General features: G+C 56.2%; 24 protein-coding genes and 1 riboswitch. Of the genes, 10 read left to right on the top strand and 14 right to left on the bottom strand.

All coding sequences use genetic code 11. The features are described from left to right. The first annotated feature begins 21 nt into the window (after positions 1-21). Both RBB82_RS02070 and RBB82_RS02065 read left to right on the top strand, forming a co-directional pair. Positions 22-828 (top strand): WecB/TagA/CpsF family glycosyltransferase, encoded by an 807-nt coding sequence (locus RBB82_RS02070; RefSeq protein WP_433973458.1) that lies wholly within the window; start codon positions 22-24, stop codon positions 826-828. Then, positions 825-2,078, top strand: a complete 1,254-nt coding sequence (locus RBB82_RS02065) for a glycosyltransferase (protein WP_433973457.1) — start codon at positions 825-827, stop codon at positions 2,076-2,078. The genes RBB82_RS02070 and RBB82_RS02065 overlap by 4 nt, the downstream gene beginning before the upstream one ends. A gap of 93 nt (positions 2,079-2,171) precedes the next feature. On the opposite strand, the gene RBB82_RS02060 is transcribed toward RBB82_RS02065, so the two are convergent. The 7 genes from RBB82_RS02060 to RBB82_RS02030 form a co-directional block, all read right to left on the bottom strand. Then, the gene (locus RBB82_RS02060; protein ID WP_433973456.1) at positions 2,172-4,661 is read right to left on the bottom strand and encodes a zinc-dependent metalloprotease; all 2,490 of its coding nucleotides are present in this window, start codon (positions 4,659-4,661) and stop codon (positions 2,172-2,174) included. A 55-nt stretch (positions 4,662-4,716) separates the two neighbouring features. Beyond that, entirely contained in the window at positions 4,717-5,514 is a 798-nt protein-coding gene (locus RBB82_RS02055; RefSeq protein WP_433973455.1) for a glycosyltransferase family 2 protein, read from the bottom strand. A gap of 156 nt (positions 5,515-5,670) precedes the next feature. Continuing rightward, positions 5,671-6,009, bottom strand: coding sequence for an iron donor protein CyaY (cyaY, locus tag RBB82_RS02050; RefSeq protein ID WP_433973454.1), 339 nt, complete (start codon positions 6,007-6,009; stop codon positions 5,671-5,673). A 59-nt stretch (positions 6,010-6,068) separates the two neighbouring features. Continuing rightward, entirely contained in the window at positions 6,069-6,494 is a 426-nt protein-coding gene (crcB, locus tag RBB82_RS02045; protein ID WP_433973453.1) for a fluoride efflux transporter CrcB, read from the bottom strand. A 41-nt stretch (positions 6,495-6,535) separates the two neighbouring features. Further along, a riboswitch (Fluoride riboswitch) is annotated at positions 6,536-6,599 on the bottom strand. 142 nt (positions 6,600-6,741) lie between these two features. Further along, a complete protein-coding gene (locus RBB82_RS02040; protein ID WP_433973452.1) occupies positions 6,742-8,538 on the bottom strand; it encodes a TIGR03118 family protein in 1,797 nt (598 codons plus the stop codon). Between the two features lie 287 nt (positions 8,539-8,825). After that, positions 8,826-10,193 carry a sugar transferase gene (locus tag RBB82_RS02035; protein WP_433973451.1) on the bottom strand — a complete coding sequence of 456 codons (1,368 nt, stop codon included), beginning with the start codon at positions 10,191-10,193 and terminating at the stop codon, positions 8,826-8,828. 606 nt (positions 10,194-10,799) lie between these two features. Further along, positions 10,800-12,110 carry an ATP-grasp domain-containing protein gene (locus tag RBB82_RS02030; protein WP_433973450.1) on the bottom strand — a complete coding sequence of 437 codons (1,311 nt, stop codon included), beginning with the start codon at positions 12,108-12,110 and terminating at the stop codon, positions 10,800-10,802. A gap of 437 nt (positions 12,111-12,547) precedes the next feature. Here RBB82_RS02030 and RBB82_RS02025 point away from each other — a divergent pair, with 437 nt between their 5' ends. The 8 genes from RBB82_RS02025 to RBB82_RS01990 all read left to right on the top strand — a co-directional run bounded on the left by RBB82_RS02025 (position 12,548) and on the right by RBB82_RS01990 (position 20,669). Continuing rightward, positions 12,548-13,765, top strand: coding sequence for an efflux RND transporter periplasmic adaptor subunit (locus tag RBB82_RS02025; RefSeq protein WP_433973449.1), 1,218 nt, complete (start codon positions 12,548-12,550; stop codon positions 13,763-13,765). A gap of 2 nt (positions 13,766-13,767) precedes the next feature. Next, a complete protein-coding gene (locus RBB82_RS02020; protein WP_433973448.1) occupies positions 13,768-16,932 on the top strand; it encodes an efflux RND transporter permease subunit in 3,165 nt (1,054 codons plus the stop codon). Continuing rightward, the gene (locus RBB82_RS02015; RefSeq protein WP_433973447.1) at positions 16,929-18,317 is read left to right on the top strand and encodes an efflux transporter outer membrane subunit; all 1,389 of its coding nucleotides are present in this window, start codon (positions 16,929-16,931) and stop codon (positions 18,315-18,317) included. Before RBB82_RS02020 ends, RBB82_RS02015 begins: the two co-directional genes overlap by 4 nt. Before the next feature lie 133 nt (positions 18,318-18,450). Beyond that, positions 18,451-18,807: a hypothetical protein gene (locus tag RBB82_RS02010; RefSeq protein WP_433973446.1), complete on the top strand. Its 357-nt coding sequence runs from the start codon at positions 18,451-18,453 to the stop codon at positions 18,805-18,807. A 74-nt stretch (positions 18,808-18,881) separates the two neighbouring features. Next, positions 18,882-19,088, top strand: a complete 207-nt coding sequence (locus tag RBB82_RS02005) for a hypothetical protein (protein ID WP_433973445.1) — start codon at positions 18,882-18,884, stop codon at positions 19,086-19,088. 59 nt (positions 19,089-19,147) lie between these two features. Next, entirely contained in the window at positions 19,148-19,738 is a 591-nt protein-coding gene (locus tag RBB82_RS02000) for a hypothetical protein (RefSeq protein WP_433973444.1), read from the top strand. 11 nt (positions 19,739-19,749) lie between these two features. Further along, on the top strand, positions 19,750-20,241 hold the full coding sequence (locus RBB82_RS01995; protein WP_433973443.1) for a heavy-metal-associated domain-containing protein: 492 nt from the start codon (positions 19,750-19,752) through the stop codon (positions 20,239-20,241). Further along, positions 20,238-20,669 carry a hypothetical protein gene (locus RBB82_RS01990; RefSeq protein ID WP_433973442.1) on the top strand — a complete coding sequence of 144 codons (432 nt, stop codon included), beginning with the start codon at positions 20,238-20,240 and terminating at the stop codon, positions 20,667-20,669. Before RBB82_RS01995 ends, RBB82_RS01990 begins: the two co-directional genes overlap by 4 nt. A gap of 151 nt (positions 20,670-20,820) precedes the next feature. On the opposite strand, the gene RBB82_RS01985 is transcribed toward RBB82_RS01990, so the two are convergent. From RBB82_RS01985 to RBB82_RS01955, 7 genes are all read right to left on the bottom strand, one after another. Then, positions 20,821-21,240, bottom strand: a complete 420-nt coding sequence (locus RBB82_RS01985) for a secondary thiamine-phosphate synthase enzyme YjbQ (protein WP_433973441.1) — start codon at positions 21,238-21,240, stop codon at positions 20,821-20,823. Then, a complete protein-coding gene (locus tag RBB82_RS01980; protein ID WP_433973440.1) occupies positions 21,212-21,415 on the bottom strand; it encodes a hypothetical protein in 204 nt (67 codons plus the stop codon). The genes RBB82_RS01985 and RBB82_RS01980 overlap by 29 nt, the downstream gene beginning before the upstream one ends. Before the next feature lie 322 nt (positions 21,416-21,737). Beyond that, entirely contained in the window at positions 21,738-22,919 is a 1,182-nt protein-coding gene (locus tag RBB82_RS01975; RefSeq protein ID WP_433973439.1) for a hypothetical protein, read from the bottom strand. A gap of 53 nt (positions 22,920-22,972) precedes the next feature. After that, positions 22,973-23,236: a DUF2252 family protein gene (locus tag RBB82_RS01970; protein ID WP_433973438.1), complete on the bottom strand. Its 264-nt coding sequence runs from the start codon at positions 23,234-23,236 to the stop codon at positions 22,973-22,975. 352 nt (positions 23,237-23,588) lie between these two features. Further along, on the bottom strand, positions 23,589-24,053 hold the full coding sequence (locus RBB82_RS01965) for a single-stranded DNA-binding protein (RefSeq protein ID WP_433973437.1): 465 nt from the start codon (positions 24,051-24,053) through the stop codon (positions 23,589-23,591). Between the two features lie 81 nt (positions 24,054-24,134). Then, complete coding sequence (locus RBB82_RS01960) at positions 24,135-24,389, bottom strand: hypothetical protein (RefSeq protein WP_433973436.1); 255 nt, start codon at positions 24,387-24,389, stop codon at positions 24,135-24,137. Between the two features lie 7 nt (positions 24,390-24,396). Then, entirely contained in the window at positions 24,397-24,960 is a 564-nt protein-coding gene (locus RBB82_RS01955) for a DUF420 domain-containing protein (protein WP_433973435.1), read from the bottom strand. Positions 24,961-24,963: the final 3 nt, after the last annotated feature.

Genomic DNA, 24,963 nt, shown 5'->3' with positions numbered 1-24,963 from the left:
TGCCCGCTGAAAGGAGTTGGAATGAATCGTGTCGGTCTCGGTCAGGTCGAACTTGATCCGGTAACAATGGATGAAACAATTCACCGCATTACGACGTTGATGGGTGATGCCAGGTCAAACAGTATTCACGTCGTTACGCTCAATGCTCAATTCGTTCAGCTTGCGCGAAACAACTCTGAGTTTGCCGGCCTCATTCGAGGCGCCGATCTATGTGTCGCTGACGGGGTATCTCTGGTCTGGGCATGCCAGTTTCTGGGCCAGCCTATCCCTGGACGCGTGAATGGAACGGATCTGATGGTGCGCCTGTGTGAAGTTGCTGCAGAGGATGGGTATAGCGTCTACTTTCTTGGCGGTCGTCCGGGGGCAGGCGAAGGCGCGGCCCGCAAGCTGACGGAGGATAATGCAAACCTGCGTGTAGTTGGGATCGATTGCCCCCCGATGGGTTTTATGGATAATCCGAAACTTGCCGCGGAGGTGTGTGGGCGCATCCAACAGGCAGCGCCCGATTTTCTATTTGTGGGGCTGGGCGCGCCCAAACAGGAGTACTGGATTCGTGATAATTCCGGCCTGTCTGCGAAGGTGATGGTTGGTGTTGGTGGCAGTTTTGAGTTGGTTGCAGGTGTGACGAAGCGCGCACCGTTGCTGATGCAAAAGACGGGCCTCGAGTGGTTTTGGCGGCTTGTCATGGAGCCGAGACGGCTTTGGAAGCGGTATCTTGTTGGAAATACCGTGTTTGTCTTGGTAGTGTTGCAACAATGGGTGTCGCAGATGTTTGCGAGCAGGACCAGGGAAGCGGCGACTGCCGAAGCGGAGAGGCGAACGAAATGAATGTTGTTTTGCTCAGCGACACCGCATCAGTGAATGGCGGGGCTGCAAAGGTAGCGCTGGATGGTGCGCGTGCCTTGGCAAAAGCCGGCCATCAGGTGTCTCTGATTTGCGGTGTTGGACCGATAGCACCAGAGCTGCGGAATCAACCAAATCTGACGGTGCATTGTGTTGGCCACTTCGATATCGTCGATGATCCGAATCGGTTGCGCGCCATCGGCAAAGGATGGTGGAATCCGCAGTCGCGTAAAGATGTAGGCGAGGTTCTGGATACGCTAGATCGGCAGAACACGATCGTGCATGTTCACAGCTGGACCAAGGCGCTCTCCTCAAGCGCGGTTCGGGCAGCGGTGGATCGCGACTTTCAGATTGTGTTCACGATTCATGACTTCCTGCTTGCGTGTCCTACCGGGACGTTTTTTCTGCAGGATACGCTTGAGAAGTGCACACTACGTCCACTGAGTGCTGCGTGTCTCTGCAGGGACTGCGATGTGAGGAGCTACCAGCATAAGCTGTGGCGGGTGGGGCGCCGTGTGGTGCAGGATCAGTTTGGTTACATCCCCTCAGGAATCAAGAACTTTATTTATTCTTCGCAGTTAGCGATCGATGTTCTCCGTCCGTATCTTCCGAAAGATGCGAACTTTCACTCGGTGCCGAACGCGATTGAGGTTGATCGTAACGAACCAGCGGATGTAGCGGAGAGTGAGACATTTGTTTATCTCGGAAGGCTGGAGCAGGAGAAGGGTTCTGTGTTGTTCGCGCGTGCTGCTGCGGCGGAGGGTGTGCGGTGCCGGTTTATCGGGGAGGGAAGCGCCCGTGAAGCAGTTGCGCGAGCAAATCCACAGGCGATTCTGTCCGGCTGGATGAATCATCGTGATGGAGTGAATGGGCTGCGTGAGGCGCGTGCTCTTGTCTTTCCGTCGCTGTGGTACGAGACTCTCGGGTTGGTGGTTTTAGAGGCCGCAGGAAATGGGGTGCCCAGCATCGTTCCGGATACCAGTGCTGCCCGCGAGTCTGTCGTCGATGGGGTTACGGGTTTGTACTTCCGGAGCGGGGACCAAGCGGATCTTCAGGCGAAGATGGCGATCCTCAGAGATCCCGAAGTGGCTGCCCGGATGGGACAGGCGGCGTATAAGAAGTTTTGGGCGCCTCCGGGATGGGGTATGGAGCTGCATCGCGAACGGTTGGAGAATACGTATGCGCAGATTCTCGCAGCCAAATATCCGGTGGCTGAGCCGATGAACGTACGGTAGCCCTCGTGTAACGATGTTTAGAGGGCTGGGGTTTACCTCAGCTTCTCTGTCCGCATTCGTTCTTAGGGAGTGGGACGATATCGCTGGGATGGGTCAGTCCATCTCCTCGTCGTCGCCGATGGGCATGCCGGGTGGGGCTGGGATGGGCGCGGAGGGGACGAATTTTGCGGGGTCGCGCTCGAACTGGTTGATGCGGTCGATGAGGGCTGCGCGGTGGATGGCTTCGGCTGTGTCGGTCTGGGGGGCCTGGGTTTCGAGGGTGATCTGTTTGAGGACATCGCTGACGTGGGAGCGGGCGATGGCGCGTGCCTGCGAGGATGCCTGTGGATTGACTGCGAGCGAGAGCATCGCTTCGAGGGCGCGGAATTCTACGGCGCGTTCGACCTCAGAGGACATGGTGTGTCCGCCTTCGGGGCGCTCGGCAGTGGCTTTGGAGACGGCTTCGAGGACGCTGCGGAGGGAGGGAGCGTCCGGGACGCGCATGTGATATTGGACGAGGCGCGAGGCGCGGGCGGGATCCAGGAGAACGGCGAGTGTGAGGTCGGCCGAGGACTCGGCTGTGGCGATGGGGTCGAAGGTGAGCCCGGTTTCGGAGGGAAAGGATTCGCGAGTGCGAGGAAGGCCTGGGGGGCGGGGTGGAAGGATCTGGAGGAGCGATTCGGGGAGCGTGAGGGTTTCGGGGGAGAGGGTTTTTAGGACTGCGGAGAGGGCTTTGCGCTGGGCGGCGACCGGGACGATGGTGGGGTTGATCTGGCCGTCGCCGCGGAGGTTGTAGCGGTAGTCGAGACCGCCGATCTCTTTTGCCGCAGCCTCGGTCTGGTAGCGTTCGAGGAGGTACAGGGGGACTAGGGTGTCTTCGAGCTGGGCCATTGGGGTACCGGTCCTGATGGCGTCTTCGCCGAAGCGCTTGAGGGCGGCGGCGCGAATGGTGAGGATGCGATCGAGTTCGTCAGCGGGGTCGGTGCCGTTGTCCCAGAGATGGCCGTGGGGATGTGCGCCGCCGAGAGGGCGAGCGTCTTCGTCGGTGATGTAGATGAGGCCGGTCTTCTCCGAGGCGGTGAGGATCGCGTAGAGGGCGGTGGGGTCTTCTTTTGGCTTGCCTGCGGTATCGAATTCGCGGTAGCCGTAGTCGATGGCGACCTTGTCCCAGATGCCGATGTTGACGGCGTAGCTCTGGGCGATATTGGGGACGCCGTTCTTATCCAGCGTGATCCAGGGGTGGGGGTAGTCCATGACGGAGACGGACTCTTCTGGTGTGTGGGGGAAGCTGCTGGCGGCGAAGTTGTGGGCGAGGCCGAGGGTGTGGCCGGTCTCGTGGGCGGCGAGTTGGCGGGTGCGGGCGAGAACCATCGCTAACATGGGATCGGTTGCCGGTGGGAGTGGCTTGCCGTCGAGGTAGGGGCTTAGGAGGGCTTCGTCGATGATGTAGTCCTGTCGGCTGCGGAGCGAGCCGAGGGTGACGTTGCCTTTGAGGATCTCGCCAGTGCGGGGATCGACTACAGCGGCGCCGTAGCTCCAGCCGCGAGTGTAGCGGTGGACCCACTGGATGATGTTGTAGCGGACGTCCATGGGGTCGGCGTCGGCGGGGAGGATGTCGACGCGGAAGGTGCCCTTGGCCCAGCCTGCAGCCTGGAAGGCCTGATCCCACCATCGCGCACCTTCGAGAAGGGCAGTGCGAATAGGTTCGGCTGCGCCTCGGTCGACGTAGTACTGGATGGGGGTGACCGGCTCGCAAGCGTCTCTGCAGGACGGGTCTTTTTTGATGAGGCGGTGACGGATGATGAACTGCTGGTCGAGGGATTCGCTGACGGGGACGTTGTAGTCGCGGTAGCTGGTAGGGAAGTAACCGGCGCTTGGGTCGAAGCGGCGTGGGGTGAAGCCGGGGCCGGGAAGTTCGATGAAGGATTGGTGCTCGCGGATGGTGAGGGCGTGAGGATCTGGCGTGACGTTGGCGACGAACTCGCCTTTGGATGGATCGTCGGTGGTGAAGGTGAGGGTGGATTCGACTTCGGTGTTTTTGGGGAAGGCTTTGGTGGCGTCGAGGGCGATGGTGGAGCGGGTGAGATCGACTTTGTAGCTGCCTTGCTTGGTATTGCTGAGGGCTTCGGCTACGCCGTGGGCGTCGCGGAGGTAGAAGTCAGTGGCATCGATAAGGACGGTGCCGTTTGGGTCTTCTGCTTCGACCTTGAAGCCGAAGAGGACGGACTCGGGAAACGACTGACGGACGGCCAAAAACTCGGCGGGATCGGTGGAGCTGGAGCGAAATTGCTGGTTGGGTTGGACCAGCAGAATCTTGGGGCCAGTGCGCTCGAAGCGGACGATCTGTCCTTCGGAGATCTGGCCGCGGTCGAGGCCAAGGTCGTTGGAGCCGGTGCCGTAGGGGAGGGAGTGGGTGTAGAGGATGTCGGTTTCGAGGTGGGGGATCTCGAGGTAGAGCTTGCCGGCTTTGGCGTCCCAGTCGAGCGGGAGGTAGCCGTCGATGTGCTTCATGCCGGTTGTTTTGGTGGAGATGTTTTGTGCGGAGAGCGTGGCGGGAAGGATCGCGGAGACAACGAGGAGAGCCAGGGCGAGGCGTTTCGGCATGAGATTGTTTTACACCAGGAGATGAAGCGAGAGTCGTGAGATGGAGCGGCAAACTTTACCGCGTTGTGGTGGATTTGCGCACGGTCTGCCAGGCTTTGGCGTACTGCCAGCTGGTGTACGTGGAGTGGTAGAGGTGGAGCAGGAGGCCTTCGCGGCCGTCGAGAAAGCCCAGGCGAAGAAGATAGTTTCGAATGAAGGTGAGGGTTGGGAGAAGGAGTACGTTGTAGCACAGGGCCAGGGCGGAGCTGCTGGTGTGGCCCTTTTCGATGACGATCTGGGCGCCGAGGGTACTGTAGCGATTGAGGCTCTCGATGTAGCTTTCGAGTGTTGGGTAGGCGTGGTGGATGAGGTCGGAGTTAAGGGTTTCGGTGGTCCCACCGATGGCGATGGTTTCGTGCACGGGACGATCGGTGAAGCGGGCGGGAGGAGCGAAGTTTGCGGCGTGACGGCGGAAGAGCCGGAGATGGGGATCGGGATAGTAGCCACCGTGACGCATCCAGCGGCCGAGAAAGAAGTTGCGTCGGCGGAGGAGGTAGGCGTCCGCCGTGGGTTGGCCCGAGAGGAGGAGATGGATCTCGGTTTGGAGCTCGGTGGTCAGGGCCTCGTCGGCATCAAGAGAGAGAACCCAGGTGCCGGAGCAGCGCTCGATCGCGAAGTTCTTTTGAGCGGCGAAGCCTTGCCAGGGCTCGAGGTAGAGCTTGGCTTTGAAGGATGCGGCGATCTCGAGGGTGCGATCGGTGGAGCCGGAGTCAACGACGATGATCTCGTCGGCGAATTGAACGCTGGCGAGGGTGCGGGCGAGATTCACCTCTTCGTTTAACGTGATGATGGCAACGGACAGCTTCGGCGTCATGATGGCTATCCCATCCTCCCAAGTACGGAGCAGTTCGTTGTAGGTTGTCTATTTGTCCAGCCGGGCTGAGATTGGCACCGGCAGTGAGGACATTCTAACTTGCTTTGTGCAAACTGCTGCACTTTTGTTTTGCACGCCTGCGAACTGCTTTTGTGGCTAGGGGAGGGAGATGGTGGGGTCGTTGAGGTGTTCGCGGAGGAGACGTTGGGTAAGAGTCTTTAGGTCTTCTCCTGTCTTGGCGAGAGCGAATGCGTTGGCGTCCTCGGACCAGTCGAGTTTGAAGCTGGTGGCCTGAGCGGAGATCCAAACCTGGCGGATGGGAGTGTTCGGGGTGATGACGAACTTGCTGGAGCCGTTTTCGAAGATGATGTTCATAACGCCGTTGTTGTCTTCGAACTCGAAGGTGCCGTTGTCGTCCTCGGCAGAGATGAGGGACTGCTTCAGGGCTTCAAGGGCACGGTCGGATTCGCGGCGGAAGGTGGCTTCGTCGATCATGTGGGTAGTGTAGCTCGCATGATCGATGAAGTGGTACGGCGTTGTTTTGGAGGCCCGTATCAGCCGGTATATTCTTCGTTTGCGGTTTCGGCGATGGCAGTTTTTGTTACTGACTGGTACGCGAGGAGGTGTCCGGCAGCCACTGCGGCCAGACACAGGATGACTGACAGGAAGACGTTGCCTAACGCTCTGCCCCAGGCGCCCGAACGGAGCAGATCGAAGGTTTGAAGGCTGAAGGAAGAGAAGGTGGTGAAGCCTCCGCAGATTCCCACCATGACAAAGAGGCGAACGTTGTCGGAGACCGGATATCTGCCGCTTTGCAACGTGAGGGTTCCGAAGTATCCGATGACGAAGGAGCCGAGCACGTTGATAAAGATCGTGCCGTAGGGAAATGCGATGCTTTGTGTGAGTGTCAGCCTGGTGATTGCGTAACGTAAGAGACCACCCAGCGCGCTACCGATTGTGACCCAGAGATAGGACATCATCTGCCTCGTTAATTCTCGCTATTCTTCAGTTTAAGAACATCGAATTGGCAGAGGTCATCAGCCGTATCTCAGGCGGTTTTGGGAGACCTCATTCCCATGGCTTATCGTACAACATTGCGACGGCGGTTTTCTTGAATGGGACTCGAAGTGGCAGGCGGCTTCAGTTTCTATCGCTCATGTTTTTCCAGTTCGTTAAAAAAAGAACGGCCGCCTAGATTGCAGCGGCCGGTGAGGTAGGACGTCTGACCTATTGCACGGTGAGGGCAATGATCGTGTTCTGGGTGATGCTGCCGGAGGTCGCCGTAATTGTGACCATCTGTACGCCAGCCGGTGTTCCGGGCGTGGTTGGGGTGGTCGGCGTAGTTGGGGCAGAGGCAACGGGTGAGGCAGCCGGATTCATTGAGCTGGAGCAGCCGATGACCATGCCGGTGGAGACAAGCAGGAGCGCGACGAGGCCGAGTAGTTGTAGCGGATTTCCTTTGCCGGTTGCGCGCTTGCGGGAGAAGACCAGGATCGATCCGAAGGGCATGAGGAACGCGACTGTGATGGCGGCCGCGCCTTGTGCCCAGGGTTTGCTGTGTTCGACGCGCGCCATGCTGGCCGCTGTCTGAATGGTGACAGTGGTGGTCGCTGCTACGGTAGGCGTGACCGTGAGGCTGCTGGGAGAGAAGGTACAGGTGACGCCGGTTGGTCCGCTGCAGGCGAGCGTTACGTTGCCACTGAAGCTGTTGGTGGGGGCGACGCTGATGGTCGCTGTTGTGGATGAGCCGGCCTTGACTGTTGCTGCGGCGGTTGAGGCGCTGAAGCCGAAGGTTGCTGCGGTGGTTGCGGTGGTGGTATTGGCGATTCCGGCGAAGAGGCCGTGGGCTTCGTTGGCGAGACCGGCTGCGATGTAGAGGGTGTTGGGGTCGCCTGCGCCGGCTGGGGTCGCGTTGCTTTGTCCGAAGGTGATCTCCCAGAGTGAGGGATAGGAGATGGGCTTGCCTGTTCCGTCGGTCAACTGACCGGCGAAGGCGAAGGTGGTGGGGTTGTAGGCGTTGATGATGCCATCGCCGAAGTTGCCGACAAGAAGGTCGCCGCCGAAGATGCCGAAGCCGGCAGGAGCGAGTGCTACTCCCCAGGGTGCGTTGAGGTTGCCGCCGACGTCGATGGCGCGCTTGAGGAAGTTGCCGTTAGTGTCGAATACGTCGACGATTCCGTTACCGGTGCCGGGGGTCTGAATGTACGTGGTGGCGGCGGCACGGGGAACGGCATATCCGCCCACAGGAGCAGAGGTATTTGGCGTGGTGGTCGTGCGCAGTGCGTAGGTGACGAAGACCTGAGAGCCGATGGTGTGGACGGCGAAGGGTGCGTAGTTCGCCGGGAGGGTGGGATCAGTAAATGTGCCCTGCAGTGTGGCAGATTTAAAGTTGCTGTCGTAGACCTCGATGTCGGTGCCGGCGCCGAAGTTGGCGGCGAGGAGGAAGGTGCCGGTAGAGTTGGTGAGAAGCGCGATATCCGTGTAGACGGCGCTCGCGGCACTGTTGTTGATGGCTGTCTGGGCGGTGCTGTTGGTCGTGCCGAGACCGCTGTTCCAGCCGCTGATGGTTCCGTCGAGCGAGGAGAAGAGGAAGGTGGAAGCGGAGCCGTTGGTCAGTTTGAAGATGCTGGCCGATGGGTTGAAGACAGTGCCTGTCGGCGTGCCGGTTCCCGTTCCTGAGGCTGCGGGGATGGCAACCTTGAATGGAATGGTCCCGGTGGCGGTGGCGACGTAGTCAAGGCCGGTGTCCTGGGTGTTGATCCAGAAGGCAGGACCAACAGACACGCCCCAGGGATTGATGAACTGGGGGTCAGTCTTGAGTGCAGTTACCGAGCCGTCTGACAGGATGTTGGTTGCCTGATAGGTGCCGGCGGTCTGGGCAATGGCCGCGGCGCCGAAGGAGGATGCTCCAACGAGAAGAGCGATGAGGGTTTTGGCGGCGCTGGCCTTGATTGGTTGAAACGGGGCGCGACGCGAGGTGAGGCTATCGACTACGGGGCCGGTGGGACAGACTACTTTTGGCATGATCTTCACTTTTCTTTCTCTGCTTGTTGCAGATCACTTGCCGGATGAATGGCTATATCCGGTCAAGTGGAAGACTAGTTAGAGTGAAGAGCCACGTTGTCATCGCCTTGTCATATGACCGTCATTTGATTGCATCGGTTCCTAGCGAGCGATGGCCGATGAAGGGTAAGGCCAGACGAATCCTTGTTGCGCTGGAGCCGCTGTCATGTGATGGAACGATGCATTAAACAGCTACGAGCCCCTGATCAGGGGCTCGTAGAGATGGAATGAAGTCACGAGTTGCGGTTTTAGAGGGCGCCACTCTTTTTGAAGACAGCAGGGATGGTCCTTGCCAGAATCTTCATATCGAGAAGAAGAGACCAACGATCAATGTACTCGAGATCCAGTTTCATCCAGTTGGCAAATGAGGTATTGCTTCTTCCACTCACCTGCCAGAGGCCGGTAAGCCCAGGCTTTACGCTGAAGCGGCGCATCAGGCTGGCTTCCGAGAAGTTGTTAACGTCGCGCATTGGTAGCGGCCGGGGTCCCACAAGCGACATATCGCCGAGCAATACGTTGAAGAACTGAGGAAGCTCATCGATGGACGTTCTTCGAATGATCTGCCCGATGCGTGTGATTCGTGGATCATCGCGCATCTTGAAGGCGTGGCCATCGTTTTCGTTGAGGTGCTCGAGTTCCTTCTGACGGACCTCGGCATCTTCCACCATGCTTCTGAATTTGTACATCCAGAAGGTTCGCTTGTTGAGTCCGTACCTCTTCTGACGAAAGATGACCGGGCCTTTACTGGTCGCCTTGATGGCAATTGCGACGAGTATCATCAGGGGCACAAGAATGATGACTCCGATGGCGGAGCAGATGACGTCGAGCGAACGTTTCAGGAACTTGTGGTGGCCGTTATGCACCATGTGAAGCACAACCGAGGAGGCGTCGTGCTCTTCAAACGATCTCCGCTTGGCAACCTCAGTTGAGAACAGATCCAGAGAGTAGCCAGACTGTATCCCTGCACGTTCGCACGCCAGAATCGCCTGTTGGATGCTGTCGTACATGGATTTCATTGGAAGGGCGATGATCACTTCATCGACGACCTTCTGCATGAGGATGGAATCGAGCTGTTCGATTCCGCCCAGGACACAACGTGGATCACACTGAGGCTCCGAGTCAACGAAGCCCAATACGAAGTAGTGCCACTTTGGGTGGGTTGTCAACTCGTGCGCGACTTGCTGGGCTCGGGGACCACTGCCGACGATAACAACCTGCCTGTTTTGACGCAGCAACGGCCGCACATAGTATTCAAAGGCAATGAGGATGGCGCGGCCAACGGTGAGCAGGATCATGCTGACGAACCAGAAGGTCGCGATGGTGTAGATCGACAGACGATCCGGATGACGAAGATAGATGATGATTGCTGCGATTCCGGCGCACGAGGTTACGCGTAGAAATGTCTCGACCCCAAGAATTGCCACTGAAGCGTTAGATCGGTCAAAGTGCAGTTTGGTGAGATTGAAGCTCAGGCGCCAGGCGATCAGGCACGTGGCGGCCAACATAAAGTTAAGAAGCGATACGCGGAGCTGCAGTACCCTTGCCAAGCTCAGCTGGTGACCACGGATCTCAGGGCCAAGCAGCAGCATGAGCAGCGTGAAAGACAGCAGGAGCAAGTCCAGCTTTACCCACGAAGCACATATGGCTCGGGAGACGCGCTGCGATCTCTGGTCGAATTTAAACGAATTCGGTCGTAACAAATCAATTGGAGAGACAGGAACATGAGGTGCAGTAGTCAAGTGATCCCTCCGAGTACAGAAGTCTCGATCAGCGAACACGTAGCAATACAAAAAGTGTAAAGAACCGAAAAGGGTTAGTCCCTTCGGGACTAAGGTAACACGAAATAGGCAGAACTAGCTACAAACTATTTTCCAGCTAAATTCTGTCTGGGATCAGGTTAAGGAGATGCGTCGGTTAACGCAATGGGTTGCTTCATTTTCCCAACCTCTGATTACGCTGTTGAGCCCCAGGTGGTAATTTGACTTGCGATCGATGTGTAACACATAGACACACATTTCGAGATGAAGTTGCAGAGAGAACTTTTTTTTTCACATACCTGCAATAAATTGCCGCATGAACGGATGAGCAAAATCGAGCATGAGTTCATAGCGTTTCAAATGGGCATGATTCAAAACATCTTCCGGGTCGACTTTGAGTCTTTTCCAACGGAAGCACGCACCAACTCTATGTCGATGAATCCGTTCGGTAATTTAGAGAGCACGTTAATGCCCTTTTGGACCGACCGTCGGCATTTCTGTGATCGGGTCGCTTTGACCCGCCATTGCTTCAAAATCTACCGCCGCCCTAACGGGGGGCCAGATCATGTTATGAAGCCTGGCGAAAAAACTGCGGTCACGCCAGTCTCTGTTCATGAGCTCGCGCACCAGTCTTGGTTCGCCCCACGGAACATCAACATAGGAGGTCTGTAGATACGGGAACTTTGCGTTCGACATGATCGCCTGGGGGAAGAACACAATTGTGTTCTCGCAGAACGACTTTTGTTGCTGTTGGGGATTGGCATCCGTGAACGCTCTGCAAAATATGCCAGCGAGATCACCTTGAAGGGGAAGAGGAAGATGTCCCAGCTGGGTGCAACGCGGATTCATCTCAATCAAGTATGCGTATCCAGTCTCGCTCTCGAGGACGAAGTCGAGGCCGTGAAAGCCTGAGAGTTGGAGCCGCTCGGCGATCCGTTCGGCTGCCGTACAGATCTCCTGGTTTTCAATCAGACGCACCGCCATGGCAGCTCCGGTTGAGCCCTGTGCGCACAACACCTCCACCGTTACCATTGCGAGAACTTTGCCGTCTTGGCAGACCATCATCGTGTTGGCTGGCCGACCGGCGATGAACTGTTGCAGTACCAGACCAGGGCGTCGTCGATTCGTTCTGCTCCAGAGTGCTAACGCATCGTGAATGACAAGCCAGCGTCCGACGGCTGTTAAAAGAGTTGCCGGCCGAAGCATCATGGTTAACGCCCGCCTGGCCTCCTGGAGTGAATGTACGACCTGTACTCCTTTGCCACCATTCGTTCCGTCGAGTTTGAGAATGGCTGGTCTGCCTGGTGCGGAAAAGTATTCTTCGAGGTCAGCCGGCTTAGCGACCTGTGTTGTCCGGGGCACTCGGATGTGCAGCTCCTGCGCGAGTTGCAGCAACTCCGCGCGGCCGGAGAGGAGTTCGTATCCTGAAGGCGCGCCGAGGGACCGCTCGATCAGCGGTCTAAGCTCCGGTCTGGTTCGGTGAAGCTCGTGCAGTTGCCATACAACGCCGTCATCACACGGGATGAGGAGGTAGGGTTGGCTCTGACAGATCGCGTCGTAGAGGGATTGCAGCGAATCCAGACCACGATAGGGATAGATTTTAGTTATGCCGTCGACAAAGGAGAATGGATGGTCCGGCGGACAGACGCCCTCGACTTTGCAGCCATAGTTGGCCAACGCAACGGCTAACTTGGCAGAAGATGGCCACCATACAGAAGAGATAATCAGTAAGCTCGATTGAGCGTGGTCTTTGTCGCAAGAATCAGATTGGCTCATCGGGGCATAATCTCAACAATCGAAAGACTCAGCTGGTACTTCGGATATTCAAGAGAAGCTTCAGTCTAACTGCGATTTGGCTGCATGTAACTACATAATTTAGGTGTTTGCGTGAAGCGGAGGACACCTTAGTAATCAACATTGCGATTACTAGCTGGCCTGCATGAACTCTCTTACCGCGATCACTTATGTATGTCGAACGCGGCGTTCGGAATTTGTGCCGTAACTTATGTCAGACTGACGAAATATGTCGTGTCTGATGAGTTCAGATCACATGGTTTCGGCTCGAATGGATACTGTTACGGCGACTGGGTGCATAAAAGGCGGTGCAATCTAGCACTATTGCTAGTCGTGCCTTAGAGCGAGGTGAGATATAAGGCAAGTACATACTTCATCAGCTATATGGCTCCTGTTTTAGTCGGGGGAACAAAATGCACGTGCGATCTATAGTTCGGAGTCTTTTTCCGAGGAGCAATCCGGACGTACCTTGTTCGCCGGATAAACCGAAGCTCAGCGCTGATGTTGCCGTGATCGTTGTGGGTACGATCCTGCTGTTTGGGGGACTCGGTTGCGAGAAGAAGGAAGCTGCGCCAGCACCCATGCCCCCGGAAGTTGAAGTTGCCAACGTCGTGCAACAGAATGTTCCGAACTATGAGCAGTGGGTAGCCCAACTGAATGGGCAGGTGAATGCGGATATCACTCCGAAGGTGCAGGGATATCTGTTGAAGCGCGCCTACACCGAGGGGTTCTTCGTTCACAAAGGTCAACTGCTTTACGAGATCGATCCTCGTCCTTTTATCGCCGCGCTTGACGAGGCAAAGGCGCAGGTAGCGGTAGCTGTGGCAAATCAGTCGGAGGCGGAAAATAATGTCACGCGTGACCGACCGCTCGCTGAGCAGCACGCGATACCACAAAAACAGTTGGACACCGACATCTCTACTCTGGCGGCGAATACGGCGCAGGTTCAATCGGCGAAGGCAAACATGGTTCAGGCTGAGTTGAACCTTTCGTGGACGAAGGTGTTGTCTCCCATAGACGGCTTGGCGGGTATTTCCAACTCGAACGTTGGCGATCTTGTGGGGACTGCAACCAAGATGACGACGGTCTCGGATATCAATCCGATCCGTGCATACTTCAACATCAGTGAGAGCGACTACCTTGGCAGAGCGCAGTTGATTTCACGGGCGGTCCGGGGCGGCAAAGGACAGTCAGCGTCATTCCCGGTCGAGTTTATCCAGGCAAATGGAGATACCTTTCCGGCGAGAGGCAAGATCATGCTGGTCAGTCGAGAGATTGCGTCGCAGACGGGGACGATTCAGCTTGCAGCGGATTTTCCGAACAAAGAGGGAATACTTCGTCCCGGCGGTTTCGGCAACGTTCGCATTGAAACCGGGACGACCAAAGGTGCGCTGCTGGTTCCGCAGGCAGCTGTTATTGAAGTGCAGTCGATGTATCAAGTGGTTGTGGTCAGTCCGGAGAACAAGGCGATGTTTCGGCCGGTCAAAGTGGGCGATCGCGTGGGGACGAACTGGATTATCACGCAGGGGCTGAAGCCTGGAGAGAAGGTCATCGTTCAGGGCTTCATGAAGGTGCGAGAAGGTACACCCGTCAGTGCTAAACCATATGTCGTTGCGTCCGTGCCCGAGGGCAACTGACTATGTCCAAGTTTTTTATCAACAGGCCGATCGTTGCGATTGTTATCTCGATCCTGATGGTTCTCGCAGGCATCGTGTCGATGTTGAGCTTGCCGACCTCGCAGTTTCCGAACATTGCGGACCCGCAGATCCAGGTTATCGGCAACTATACGGGTGCAGATGCTCAGACTGTCGCGCAATCGGTGGCGACGCCGATTGAGCAGCAGATGTCGGGCGTCGACAACATGAACTATATGTATTCGCTGAACGCCAGCAACGGTCAGATGACATTGACGGTGGACTTTAACATCGATACTGTCGCCAGCACTGATCAGATTCTGACCCAGATGCGCGCGTCGCAGGCGAACTCGCAGTTGCCAAGCGCGGTGATCAACCAAGGGATCACGGTACAGAAGTCGACGGCGGCGCCGTTGATGCTGATCGATCTTACGTCGCCCAACAACAGCTATGACAACATCTTTCTGGCGAACTATGCCACGATCAATTTGAACGATGCACTGACGAGGGTACCGGGCGTCGCTTCGGTATCGGTGTTTGGAGCTGGTCAGTACGCGATGCGATGCTGGGTCGATCCGGATAAACTGGCGAGCCTGAACATCACGGTTCCGGAGATTATCAACGCAATTCAAGCTCAGAACAATGTGAACCCTGCGGGCCAGATCGGCGGTAATCCTGCTCCGCTGGGACAGCAGTTCACCTATACGGTGCGTGCTCCGGGGCGTCTTCCTTCTGCAGAGGAGTTTGGCGAGATTATTGTGCGGGCGAAGTCAGGTGAGGGCATTCTGCGCCTGAAGGATGTAGCGCGAGTGGAGTTGGGCGCGCAGAACTACAACATGATTGGCCGTTTGAACGGCAAGCCTGCAGCGCTGGTTGCTATCTACCAGGCTCCCGGTGCGAATGCGGTTGCGACTGCCGCCGGAGTCAGGGCGCTGATGCAGGAATCGAAGACCCGCTTCCCACAAGATCTTGATTACATCGTGGCACTCGACACGACGCTCGCAGTTACAGCCGGTATCAAGGAGATTGAACACACGCTCTTCGAAGCGCTGGTGCTAGTCATCATCGTGGTCTACATCTTCCTGCAAGGGTGGAGAGCTACGCTGATTCCCTTGCTTGCAGTTCCGGTCTCGCTTGTCGGAACGTTCATGATCTTTCCGTTGCTGGGTTTTTCTATCAACACGCTTTCGCTCTTCGGGCTGGTGTTGGCGATCGGGCTGGTGGTCGATGATGCGATCGTCGTTGTCGAAGCCGTCGAACATCATATCGAGCACGGTATGACTCCGCATGACGCGACCATCAAGGCGATGGAAGAGGTAGGCGGCCCGGTGGTTGCGATTGCATTGATATTGGGCGCGGTGTTTATTCCGACTGCGTTCATTCCTGGAATCACAGGACGACTCTATCAACAGTTTGCCGTAACCATTGCAGTGTCCGTCGCGTTCTCAGCGTTTAATGCGTTGACGCTGAGCCCTGCTCTCTCGGCCATGTTGCTGCGACCACGGAAAGAATCTCGCGGCCCGCTGGGAGCTTTCTTTCGCTGGTTCAATCGCGTCTTCGGCAGAGTGACTGATGGATACGTTAGCGCTTGTAGGCACTTCATTCATAAAGCGGGGTTCGCTTTTCTACTGTTGCTGGTGTTCACAGTAGGTGCCGGATATTTCGGAAACAAGACACCGGGGGGCTTTCTTCCTGATGAAGATCAAGGCTACATGTATGGCGGGTTGCAGTTGCCGAACGCATCGTCGCTGGAACGTACCTCAAACGCGTCGAAGGTCGTCGAGAAGATCATGATGGATACGCCGGGCGTGCAATATGTCAGCACGGTCATCGGCTACAGCATGCTGAGCGGCGTGAATACTACGTACAGCTCCTTTTTCTTTGTCTCTTTCAAAAATTGGGACGAGCGCAAAACTGTCGAGGAGAGCTACCTCGGAATCAAACGACACTTGATGGGTGCGCTCTCCAGAGTTACAGCGGGAATCGCTTTTGCTTTCCCGCCCCCGGCTATCCCGGGCGTGGGAACATCGGGCGGATTCACTTTCATTCTTGAAGACCGATCCGGAAGCCCAATTGAGTTTCTTGCAAAAAATGCAGAGGTATTTATGGCAGAGGCGCGCAAACGGCCGGAGCTGGCTGGAGTGATGACCACTGCGTTGTTTGGAGTGCCACAGGTTGGAATCACTGTCGATCAGGAGAAGGTGCTCACGCAACAGGTAAGCCTGGCAAATGTCTACCAGACACTACAGACGTTTATGGGCGGATCGCTCGTGAACTACTTCAATCGATTCGGGCGGCAGTGGCAGGTCTATGTCCAGGCAGAGAGTAGCTATCGAACTTCGGTTGACAACCTGGGCAAGTTTTATGTGACCAACGCCACCCAACAGATGGTGCCGTTGAGCACGTTGACGGGAAATGGCCCACGAAGCGGGCCAGAGTTCATCATGAAGTACAACCAGTTTCAATGCGTGCAGATCAACGGCTCCGCAGCGCCTGGGTATAGCTCGACTGAGGCGATTGCGGCGCTTCAAGATGTATTCAAGAAGACGATGCCCAGCCAGATGGGTTTCGACTATTCGGGCATGTCGTTTCAAGAGGTCAAGGCCGCGCAGGGGGTCAAGCCGATCGTCGTCTTTGGGCTCTCCTTCTTTATCGTGTTTCTGATCATGGCTGCTCAGTATGAGAGCTGGACGCTTCCGCTGAGCGTTTTGCTCGGCGTTCCGATCGCAGTTTTTGGTGCTTTTGCAGCACTTTATCTGCGACGGCTCGACAATAACGTTTATGCGCAGATCGGTCTCGTGATGCTCATCGGATTGTCTGCCAAGAACGCTATTCTCATCGTCGAGTTTGCCAAGGCGGAGTACGAGGGTGGTAAATCGTTGATCGATGCTGCGCTCTCCGGAGCAAAGCTGAGGCTTCGACCGATCTTGATGACCGCGTTTGCCTTTATTCTTGGGTGCGTTCCTTTGTGGCGAGCTTCGGGCGCGGGCGCCATCTCGAGACAGGTACTTGGTACGGTGGTGATTGGCGGGATGCTGGCAGCTTCACTGCTTGCGATCTTCTTTATTCCCGTTAGCTTTGATGTGATTGAACGCTTCGGCAACCTCTTCGGCAAGGAAAAGGCGCCCGAGGCGAAGGATGAGTCCGCTTCGAAGGGGACCACGACATGATCAGCACGAGAAATCTCACGGCCTTTGCGCTGGCTCTCCTGCTGAGCGGTTGCAAAGTAGGGCCAAACTACAAACGCCCAGTGGTGGTGACTCCGGATCAATACCGAGCCGTTGCGCCTGACCTGCCCGGCCAGCCTGCTGCACAGCCATTTGCAGAGATGCAATGGGAGACGGTCTTCCAGGACGAAGCGCTGCGAGCACTCATCAAGGAAGCTCTGACCAATAACTACGACATGCAGATCGCTGCTTCGCGCATTCTGCAGGCGCAGGCGGTGGTGGGGATAACACGTGCCAACCAGTTGCCCAATCTCTCTGCCTCAGGCGGCGTGGATTATCAGCGCAACTCTTTCGCTCTGAATGGGCCAACCATCGACTCGCTGGGCATCTCGCTCAATTACATTGTGGACTTCTGGGGGAAGTATCGGCGCGCGACTGAGGCCGCGCGTGCGCAGTTGCTCGCGACCACCTATGGCCGAGACGTTGTCCAAACGACCTTGATCTCTGACATCGCGATCGCCTACTTCGCGCTGCGGCAATTTGACGATCAATTGGACTATGCGCAGAAGAATGTCGCTGCTGATAACGACATCGTGCGGCTTAACACCATCAAATACACGGGTGGCGACGCTGCAATTACCGATGTGTATCAGGCTGACTTGCTGCTGCAACAAGCTCAGGCGCAGGTCATCAACAGCCAACAATCGATCGCTCAGACTGAGAACCAGATCAGCATTCTGCTGGGACGTAACCCGGGGCCGATCGCTCGCGGCTTGGCTCTGGTCGATCAACCGCATCTGGCCACTGTTCCGACCGGGCTTCCATCGGCCCTGCTTGAACGCCGGCCCGATGTCCGGCAGAGTGAAGAACTTTTAGTTGCGGCAAATGCAAACGTGGGTGTGGCTAAGGCGGCCTACTTCCCACAGATATCTTTGACAGGTCAGTTTGGTGCGGCAAGCACTGCCCTGACCAGCTTCCTTCAAGGACCAGCAACGTTGTGGTCGGTGGGTGGAGAGGTGTTACAGCCGCTGTATGCCGGTGGCGCGATCACGAGTGCTTACAAGCTTGCCTGGGCACAGCGTAATGAGTCTGAGTTGACCTATAAACAGACAGCGCTGAACGCCTTTGGCGATGTAGCCAACAGCCTTGTCGGTTACAACCAGTCGCGACTCTTTCGGATGAAGATCGAAGAGCAGACAAATACCTACCTAGAGACTGCGCGCCTTGCGAACGTACGTTATTCAGGCGGAGTTACGAGCTTCCTCGAAGTGCTAGTTACTCAACAGCAGTTCTTTACTTCAGAGCTGGCGCTGGCAGCTGCCTGGAATACTGAGATGCAAAACTACGTTCAGTTGTATCAGGCGCTCGGCGGAGGCTGGCAGCCGTAACGTACTCGCAGAAGATCAGTCGAGTGACCGACTTCTCATCCAACTGACCACAAGAGCGTTTCTCGTTACTTACGCTGCCTCGTTGTTGAGGCCAATGTCTGTGCGCTTCGCTGAGGGATATACTGGGACAAGCATGCGTCGTTTGGCTAGTATCTTCGCGATCTTCATCCTGCTCTTGACGGCAGCGCCATTATTGGCCTGCATGTCAGACAGCCCGATGAGCCGGGAGGAGAGTGCATGCTGCCAGGCTATGCACGGCAGATGCGGCGGCATGGAGAAGATGGGCTGCTGCCGGACCGAGGTTCGGACTGACGAGCATCCTCAACTTGTAACTTCCGTTCCGGTGATCGATTCTCATCTTGCGGTCGTGGATTGGCTTGAGCCGTTTGTCTTCCAGGCTCAGAGCGTCCCGCCCTCCGTTATCGAGATAGCCGATGCGTACTCGCCACCAGGCTTAATCATCGCAAGAATAACTGTTCTCCGAATCTGATTCGCTCCTTGATCCGATGACCTGCACACCTCACGTGTGCGTGCGCCTCATTTGGCTCAAACAAAGGAGCATCTATGAAATTTTATCTGGTTCTGGCATGTGCGTTTGCACTGTCAGGCATCGCCTTCGCTGCTGACCACGGCCCTGTCTTCAGTTATGCAACCCCAGTCAATTCGCAACGCGAGTTGAGTTTCGACACCGGCATCTTTGGTCGAAGCGGCTCCCAGGGACGCAACTTTCGACCGGCTCCAGCGTCGGATACGGTCTTACTCCGCATCTGACGATCAACGCTTTTCTCCCCGCGACCTTTGGCAGCGGATCGCTGCCTGAGAGTCGCATCATGTCTGGAAGCGAGTGGTCGGCGGGTGCCTCGTGGCGTTTCTTCCACTCGGTCAACAGCGTCGGAAAGCGGATCGAATCGACTGCGTCACTTGGCGTTGTCGTTCCCGGTCCGCAACTGGACTCTGGTGTACTCGCGAGCCTCCACCGCGCTCCGGGAGTCGCCGGGACTTTGGCGACCGGCCTCGCTTCAAGGAGCCAGTATCTCTGGGCCGGCATCGGCTATACAAGGTTTGCAGAGGCCTCGGAGGATCTCCGTCCCGACACTATCTCCTGGAGTGGAGTCTATGGATATCGTCCGGCCAAACTTCGCCGCGGATACGGCCAGTGGGACTATCGAGGCTTTGCAGAGTTTACCGGAGAGCACACCGGGAATGTTCTGAAGAGTGACACGATCCTGCCCGGCAGCAGCACGACAACCGTCTGGCTAGGACCCTCCGTTCTTGCGATCCTCAAAGACGTCGCCATCTCTGGCGGCGTGCAGGGGCCCATCTTTCGCGACGCTTCGGACTCGATCTACGGCCGGGAGCATCTTCGCTTCGCCATCAACTTCAGCTACCTCAAATACTCCTCACACACGAGCTCCCATTGAAAGGAAGCATTATGAAAAAGATGATTACAGTAGTGTTCTTTGCTTTGCTCCCACTCGCGGCACACGCGGAGTATGAGCAGGTCAACCTTACGGTCTTTGGGATGGACTGCGCCCCCTGTGCCCATGCAATCCGTGTCTCGATGAAAGGCATCGAGGGCGTCAATTCGGTCGATGTCGACCTCAACACCGGCCTTGTCACGATCAAACTGGTCCCTGGCAACGGCGCTTCGATGGCGCAGTTCAACCAGGCGGTAGAGAAAAACGGATTCACTCACAAAGATGCGGACATCATCGTTAAGGGCAAGCTGACAGGAACGGCGAACGCACCGGTTCTCGAAGTCTCTGGCACCCAGGATCGTTATACCCTGTTTCCAACGGCTGCCAGTCTGGATGTTGTGTCTTTGCTCGGCAAGACCGTGACTGTCAGTGGTGTCCTTCCACAGGCTCCTAAAGGGAAACTCTCCGACACACTGCGATACAAGACGATCACGGAGGTCCGATGAACTTGACGCCTCTTCCTCTCGCTCCAGAGCAAAGGGCCAGACGTGCGGCCCTGCTCAACTACTTCTCCCTGTTCAGTTCGTTCAGCACACTCATCTGCTGTGCTCTGCCATCCGTTTTGGTGTTGCTCGGCATGGGCACAGCGGTTGCTTCCTTGCTATCTGCAGCGCCGTGGCTTGTGAGCTTGTCCCGTCACAAGATATGGACTTTCAGTGTCGCCGGAACGCTGATCGCGGCGAGCTTTGTGATGACATACGTTGTAGCACCACGTCTTCAGCGCGGCGACGTCTGTGCGGCAGACGATCCAACAACATGCGGTGAAGTTAGCAAACTGAGCAGAGTCGTTCTTTGGGGTTCAGCCCTCATCTGGAGTGGAGGCTTTTTCGTTGCATATCTACTCGCGCCAATTCTGGAGCATATGGATCGGTAGAACCTTAAGCCGGGATGGCTGTTCATCCCGGCCTGATACGCGAGATGAGAAGGATCGGCAACGGCAAGTCGGCTTGTGGAGTTAGCGAGAAGACTTGCGTCACCTCGTGCTCGAGCCTACTCATCAGCAGATCTGGATGGGAGGGAGCAGGCTAATCTCCGATTAAGTGCAGCACTATCTCTCGTCGATGAGGGCGTACCCTGTGCTCAAAAAGATAGATGCCCTGCCAAGTGCCCAACACGAGACTGCGATTCATGACCGGTATCGAGAGTTGTACCTGGGTCAGTGCCGTTTTCAGATGAGCGGGCATATCGTCAGGTCCTTCGGCATTATGATCGTAGGGCCCATCCTCCGGTACGAGACGGTCGAAATATGCCTCGATGTCGCCGCGTACAGAAGGATCGGCATTCTCCTGAATTAAGAGTGAAGCCGAGGTATGTCGGCAAAACACTGTAAGAAGGCCAGCTAGCATCTTCTGGTGTTCTGTCCAGTCGCTGATGGTCGAGGTGACCTCATAGAGCCCTTGGCCACGCGTCGAGACCTCAAATTTGTGCATTGATTGCTTCAACATTCTTGTCTCTGCTTTCAATATTAGGGCTGGAGCCCTTCGCGCACAGCAAAGCCGCTTCGATAACTTTCGCTAGGTGTTCAATAACGAGCGCCCACATGAGGGCCTGGACAACCAAGTTACAGCAAGTTTCTATCACCAGTTCCGTCCGACTGCCACGCAAGTTGTCGGAGTTCATGTACCTGAAGGGTCTCCTTCTGCGACGGGTGAACAAATGTATTTGCTGAAACCCGACTTTAGTCCTGTTTCTACAAATCGGTGGAACAACCTTAGGTCCGGCTCGGTCGCGCCAGGGAGTTCTGTCACTGCGAGCTGCGGAAGAAGAAACGACGGCAGGATTGTCGAGATCGCGCCATAGACGAGGAGCCTCCAAAAGAGCATCGTCGATGTGAAAGGATTCGTGCAGAATCCCGGCTGAAAAGAATCTTTCGCTGTGGTATGAAGCCTGGATTGAGCGTTTTACGTGATCGCGGGTCGCGACGACCGCCCGAACGTGGCGTTTAGGCCACCACCTTGAGTAAGAGCTTCAAAAGATCTTTGAGAGGCATGACTGTTAGCAGAAGCGGGGTAATGGGAAGGAGGCTTGCCAGGACGAGATGAAGTAGGTCGAGAGGATCGATCGGAAGTGGCTTCATCTTTTCAACAATGCTGAAGCTAGTACCGAGATCTGCAAGCGATTGGATGTCTCCAGTACCCAATAAGGCTTCGTGGTTCGGGTTTTCACCTTCAATCCATCTCTTGTGAAATGCACTCGTATATTCCGTTGCCAATTTTCCGTATTGATGAAGACCATGACGTTTTACTCGGCGAAGTGTCCCGGAAAACACAACGAGGGGGCCAGCAAAAATTATCAAGATCGCAATAGCGTAGGCAACGATTGCGGTCACAAAATTTTGCAGCGGAATCTTGTCGTACACAATGTCATTTGCGAGAACACCTGCGGATGCGGCGGAAAAGGCGAAGAGCAGAATGCCAAAGAAGCGCTGTGCTTCTCCGATAAAGCCCAAACCGCCAGCCTCGTCCGGATGCGTCGGAAACAGTTGCAAATCAAGACTGCGAACGCGCGCAAGAAACTGAAACCAGAGAAAGAGTCTCCAGAGCCACCGCAAGACCAGAAATTGAAAGAGCGGTATACAGAATCCTACGAGCCACCAACCAGCCCAAGTAAGCGTCATGCCATCATCTGTGCGAGAGGCATACCACGTGTCTACATGGACTGCGGTCATTCTGAATGCAACGATCGAGAGGCAATAGGCAAGGGCCACACATACAACTTCCGCAATAATGGAATCTCTAGAGTGAAGACCTGCTGCTATGAACTGGTCGAAACGTCGATAGTCCTTCTCAAGTACAAGACGCGAACTGACAAAGTGCGCAGCCGCGCTTGCGATTCTCGGCCCAAGAATGTTTTCCGCAAGGATGAGTAGTGGGATCGCGAGAAGAAATCGAGTATAGGTGCTGAAGTCGCGCACGAAAGGAACAGGTACAAGATGTCCGAATGCGCGGTGCTGCAATGCCGCCAATAGAAGCAGCGGTAACCATGTCATCAGTGCGGCCAGCAATGCTCTTCTCTTAATCAGATTGCTGTTCTGCTTGATGAGGCCGAGGCGTTTCTGAAGATTGAAGAATGGACCGCCCTCCATAAGGAGAAACGGTCGCGATGGATTGTCAACCTGATTCATAACTCCTCCGGCTTCGTTAGCATTGGCCATGTTGAGAAGCCCGCTCTTTTTTATCATTTCCCCATCATCGCCTGCACCTGCCTGTCATATTTCACAGCCTCTACGAGGGCTGCGTGATCGAGTTCGGTCTGGTCGCCGTAGCGTTCGGCCCACTCGATGAGAGCCTCACCCAGGACTGAGGCTTTCCCGCAGTAGCCAGCAATGAGTGCGATATCGGTAGTGCGAGCGTGAGCCCGTGCCAGAATTGCACCACAAGCCCACACGTAGAAGTTAAAGGCATCGCCGGAGAGCCATTCGATGGGGATGGATGCCTTCATGTTTTTCATCTGCCGTACGAAATACGGCCGGCCTTTGATCTGGGTCCAGCCCGAGCATGACGTCGGTTGAGGACTGAAGCGCACGTTCGCCGGTGACGGAAGTGATCGCGAACGTAAATCAAAGAAAAATAAAGATTTACATGGTCCATTCAACGTCTTGGGCGCTGCGTAACGGTCTCCGCAATCGCCCATAACGGCGAAGTAGCTGTGGAAAAGTCGCGATATGGAAAAGTCACGAAACGACTTTCCCACATCGCTTGGAAAACGCTGCGCGTTGCCCACTTTCCCACAGCTACGGCGGCGGCGAGGTATCTAGTTTTTAGAGTTGTTGGCGAATCAACCCAGGTAAACCTCAGAATGGGATGTCGTCGTCGGTGATGCCTACGTCAGCGTAGTCTGGTTGGCTGGCTGGGGTGCGTTGATCGAAGCTGGCAGTGTTGGATTTTGAGTAGCCGCCGGTGGTTGTGCCGCTGCCGTCGGATTTTCCGCCAAGAAGCGTGAGCTCGTTGCAGAGGATCTCTGTCTTGTACTTCTTTTCGCCGCTGGTCTTGTCGTCCCAGGAGCGAGTCTGGATCTTGCCTTCGATGAGAAGCTGTGATCCCTTCTTGACGTAGTCGCGGACGACCTCAGCGGTGCGCTGGAAGCAGACGATATTGTGCCATTCGGTCTTGTCGGCCCAGTTTCCGTGAGCGTCCTTCTGCCGATCGGCTGTGGCGAGAGAAAAGCTGGCGACGGTCATGCCGCCGGCGGTGGAACGAATCTCGGGATCTTTGCCGACGTTGCCGAGAAGGAAGACTTTGTTGACGCCTTTTGCCATGTGAAATGCTCCGGTCGATGCAGGTTTGCAACGTTGAGGATAGCAGATGGGACGCTGTGCGAAGGCGGGTCGCCCAGGGAACTAGCGGCGGCGGTCGCCGATCAGTTTGAGCGCTGCGAGAAGCAGAGTGAGGAAGCCGGTGGGAAGGCACCCCATGGCGAGCATCAGCGAAAGCCAGCCAAGATTGGTGTGCGGGCCCTGGTGACGGGTGATACCGCCGAAGCTGGTGAATATGAGCGCGGCAGCGACGGCTCCGGTGCCGAAGATCAAGAGGCCGGTACGGAGGAGCTTGCGGGTGTCTGGCTGCATAGGGGCGGTGGTGGCTTGAGAGTTCAAAGACTGATTAGCGGTAGGCTGCGAGCATCGCGTAGACAATGACACCGGAGACGGAGACGTAGAGCCAGATGGGGTAGGTCCAGCGCGCGAGGCGGCGATGTGCCGGGAATCGTCCGGTGAGAGAGAGAAAGAAGGTAATGAGAATCATCGGCAGGCAGATGATCGCGAGGAGGATATGCGGCGTGAGCAGAATCCACAGGTAGATGAAGCGTGCCGTTGGGTAGGCCTTCGGAAAGAGCATGTCGCCATGGAGGACGTGGTTGGCAATATAGGCGACGAGAAAGACGCTCGATACGATGAAAGCGCCGAACATGCTGTTGCGATGCGCTGTCACCTGGCGGTGACGGATGTAGCGATACCCAATGACGAGGAAGATGGCGCATAGGGCGTTGAGGACCGCGTCGAGCGCTGGGAGAAATGCCAGATGAGTGCCCGCGACGTCGACCGGTGGATGATAGTAGACCAACCATGCGAGGAATAGTGATGCGACAGCGCTGACGGCGATGATCGAGGCAATGACTGAGGATGGGGTCCGGTAGTTCGGGTTGACCTGGTTCGTGGATGAGTGCATTGG

It is taken from the genome of Tunturiibacter lichenicola, from assembly GCF_051013355.1.
Lineage (GTDB): Bacteria > Acidobacteriota > Terriglobia > Terriglobales > Acidobacteriaceae > Edaphobacter > Edaphobacter lichenicola_F.
This window is presented reverse-complemented; position numbering and strand designations above follow the sequence as displayed.

Excerpts from the sequence above, each read along its gene's own strand:
- RBB82_RS02070 (WP_433973458.1), top strand. The coding sequence starts at position 22 with ATGAATCGTGTCGGTCTCGGTCAGGTCGAACTTGATCCGGTAACAATG.
- RBB82_RS02065 (WP_433973457.1), top strand. The coding sequence starts at position 825 with ATGAATGTTGTTTTGCTCAGCGACACCGCATCAGTGAATGGCGGGGCT.
- RBB82_RS02060 (WP_433973456.1), bottom strand. The coding sequence starts at position 4,661 with ATGCCGAAACGCCTCGCCCTGGCTCTCCTCGTTGTCTCCGCGATCCTT.
- RBB82_RS02055 (WP_433973455.1), bottom strand. The coding sequence starts at position 5,514 with ATGACGCCGAAGCTGTCCGTTGCCATCATCACGTTAAACGAAGAGGTG.
- cyaY (WP_433973454.1), bottom strand. The coding sequence starts at position 6,009 with ATGATCGACGAAGCCACCTTCCGCCGCGAATCCGACCGTGCCCTTGAA.
- crcB (WP_433973453.1), bottom strand. The coding sequence starts at position 6,494 with ATGATGTCCTATCTCTGGGTCACAATCGGTAGCGCGCTGGGTGGTCTC.
- RBB82_RS02040 (WP_433973452.1), bottom strand. The coding sequence starts at position 8,538 with ATGCCAAAAGTAGTCTGTCCCACCGGCCCCGTAGTCGATAGCCTCACC.
- RBB82_RS02030 (WP_433973450.1), bottom strand. The coding sequence starts at position 12,110 with ATGAGCCAATCTGATTCTTGCGACAAAGACCACGCTCAATCGAGCTTA.
- RBB82_RS02020 (WP_433973448.1), top strand. The coding sequence starts at position 13,768 with ATGTCCAAGTTTTTTATCAACAGGCCGATCGTTGCGATTGTTATCTCG.
- RBB82_RS02015 (WP_433973447.1), top strand. The coding sequence starts at position 16,929 with ATGATCAGCACGAGAAATCTCACGGCCTTTGCGCTGGCTCTCCTGCTG.
- RBB82_RS02010 (WP_433973446.1), top strand. The coding sequence starts at position 18,451 with ATGCGTCGTTTGGCTAGTATCTTCGCGATCTTCATCCTGCTCTTGACG.
- RBB82_RS02005 (WP_433973445.1), top strand. The coding sequence starts at position 18,882 with ATGAAATTTTATCTGGTTCTGGCATGTGCGTTTGCACTGTCAGGCATC.
- RBB82_RS02000 (WP_433973444.1), top strand. The coding sequence starts at position 19,148 with ATGTCTGGAAGCGAGTGGTCGGCGGGTGCCTCGTGGCGTTTCTTCCAC.
- RBB82_RS01995 (WP_433973443.1), top strand. The coding sequence starts at position 19,750 with ATGAAAAAGATGATTACAGTAGTGTTCTTTGCTTTGCTCCCACTCGCG.
- RBB82_RS01990 (WP_433973442.1), top strand. The coding sequence starts at position 20,238 with ATGAACTTGACGCCTCTTCCTCTCGCTCCAGAGCAAAGGGCCAGACGT.
- RBB82_RS01985 (WP_433973441.1), bottom strand. The coding sequence starts at position 21,240 with ATGTTGAAGCAATCAATGCACAAATTTGAGGTCTCGACGCGTGGCCAA.
- RBB82_RS01980 (WP_433973440.1), bottom strand. The coding sequence starts at position 21,415 with ATGAACTCCGACAACTTGCGTGGCAGTCGGACGGAACTGGTGATAGAA.
- RBB82_RS01975 (WP_433973439.1), bottom strand. The coding sequence starts at position 22,919 with ATGAATCAGGTTGACAATCCATCGCGACCGTTTCTCCTTATGGAGGGC.
- RBB82_RS01970 (WP_433973438.1), bottom strand. The coding sequence starts at position 23,236 with ATGAAGGCATCCATCCCCATCGAATGGCTCTCCGGCGATGCCTTTAAC.
- RBB82_RS01965 (WP_433973437.1), bottom strand. The coding sequence starts at position 24,053 with ATGGCAAAAGGCGTCAACAAAGTCTTCCTTCTCGGCAACGTCGGCAAA.
- RBB82_RS01955 (WP_433973435.1), bottom strand. The coding sequence starts at position 24,960 with ATGCACTCATCCACGAACCAGGTCAACCCGAACTACCGGACCCCATCC.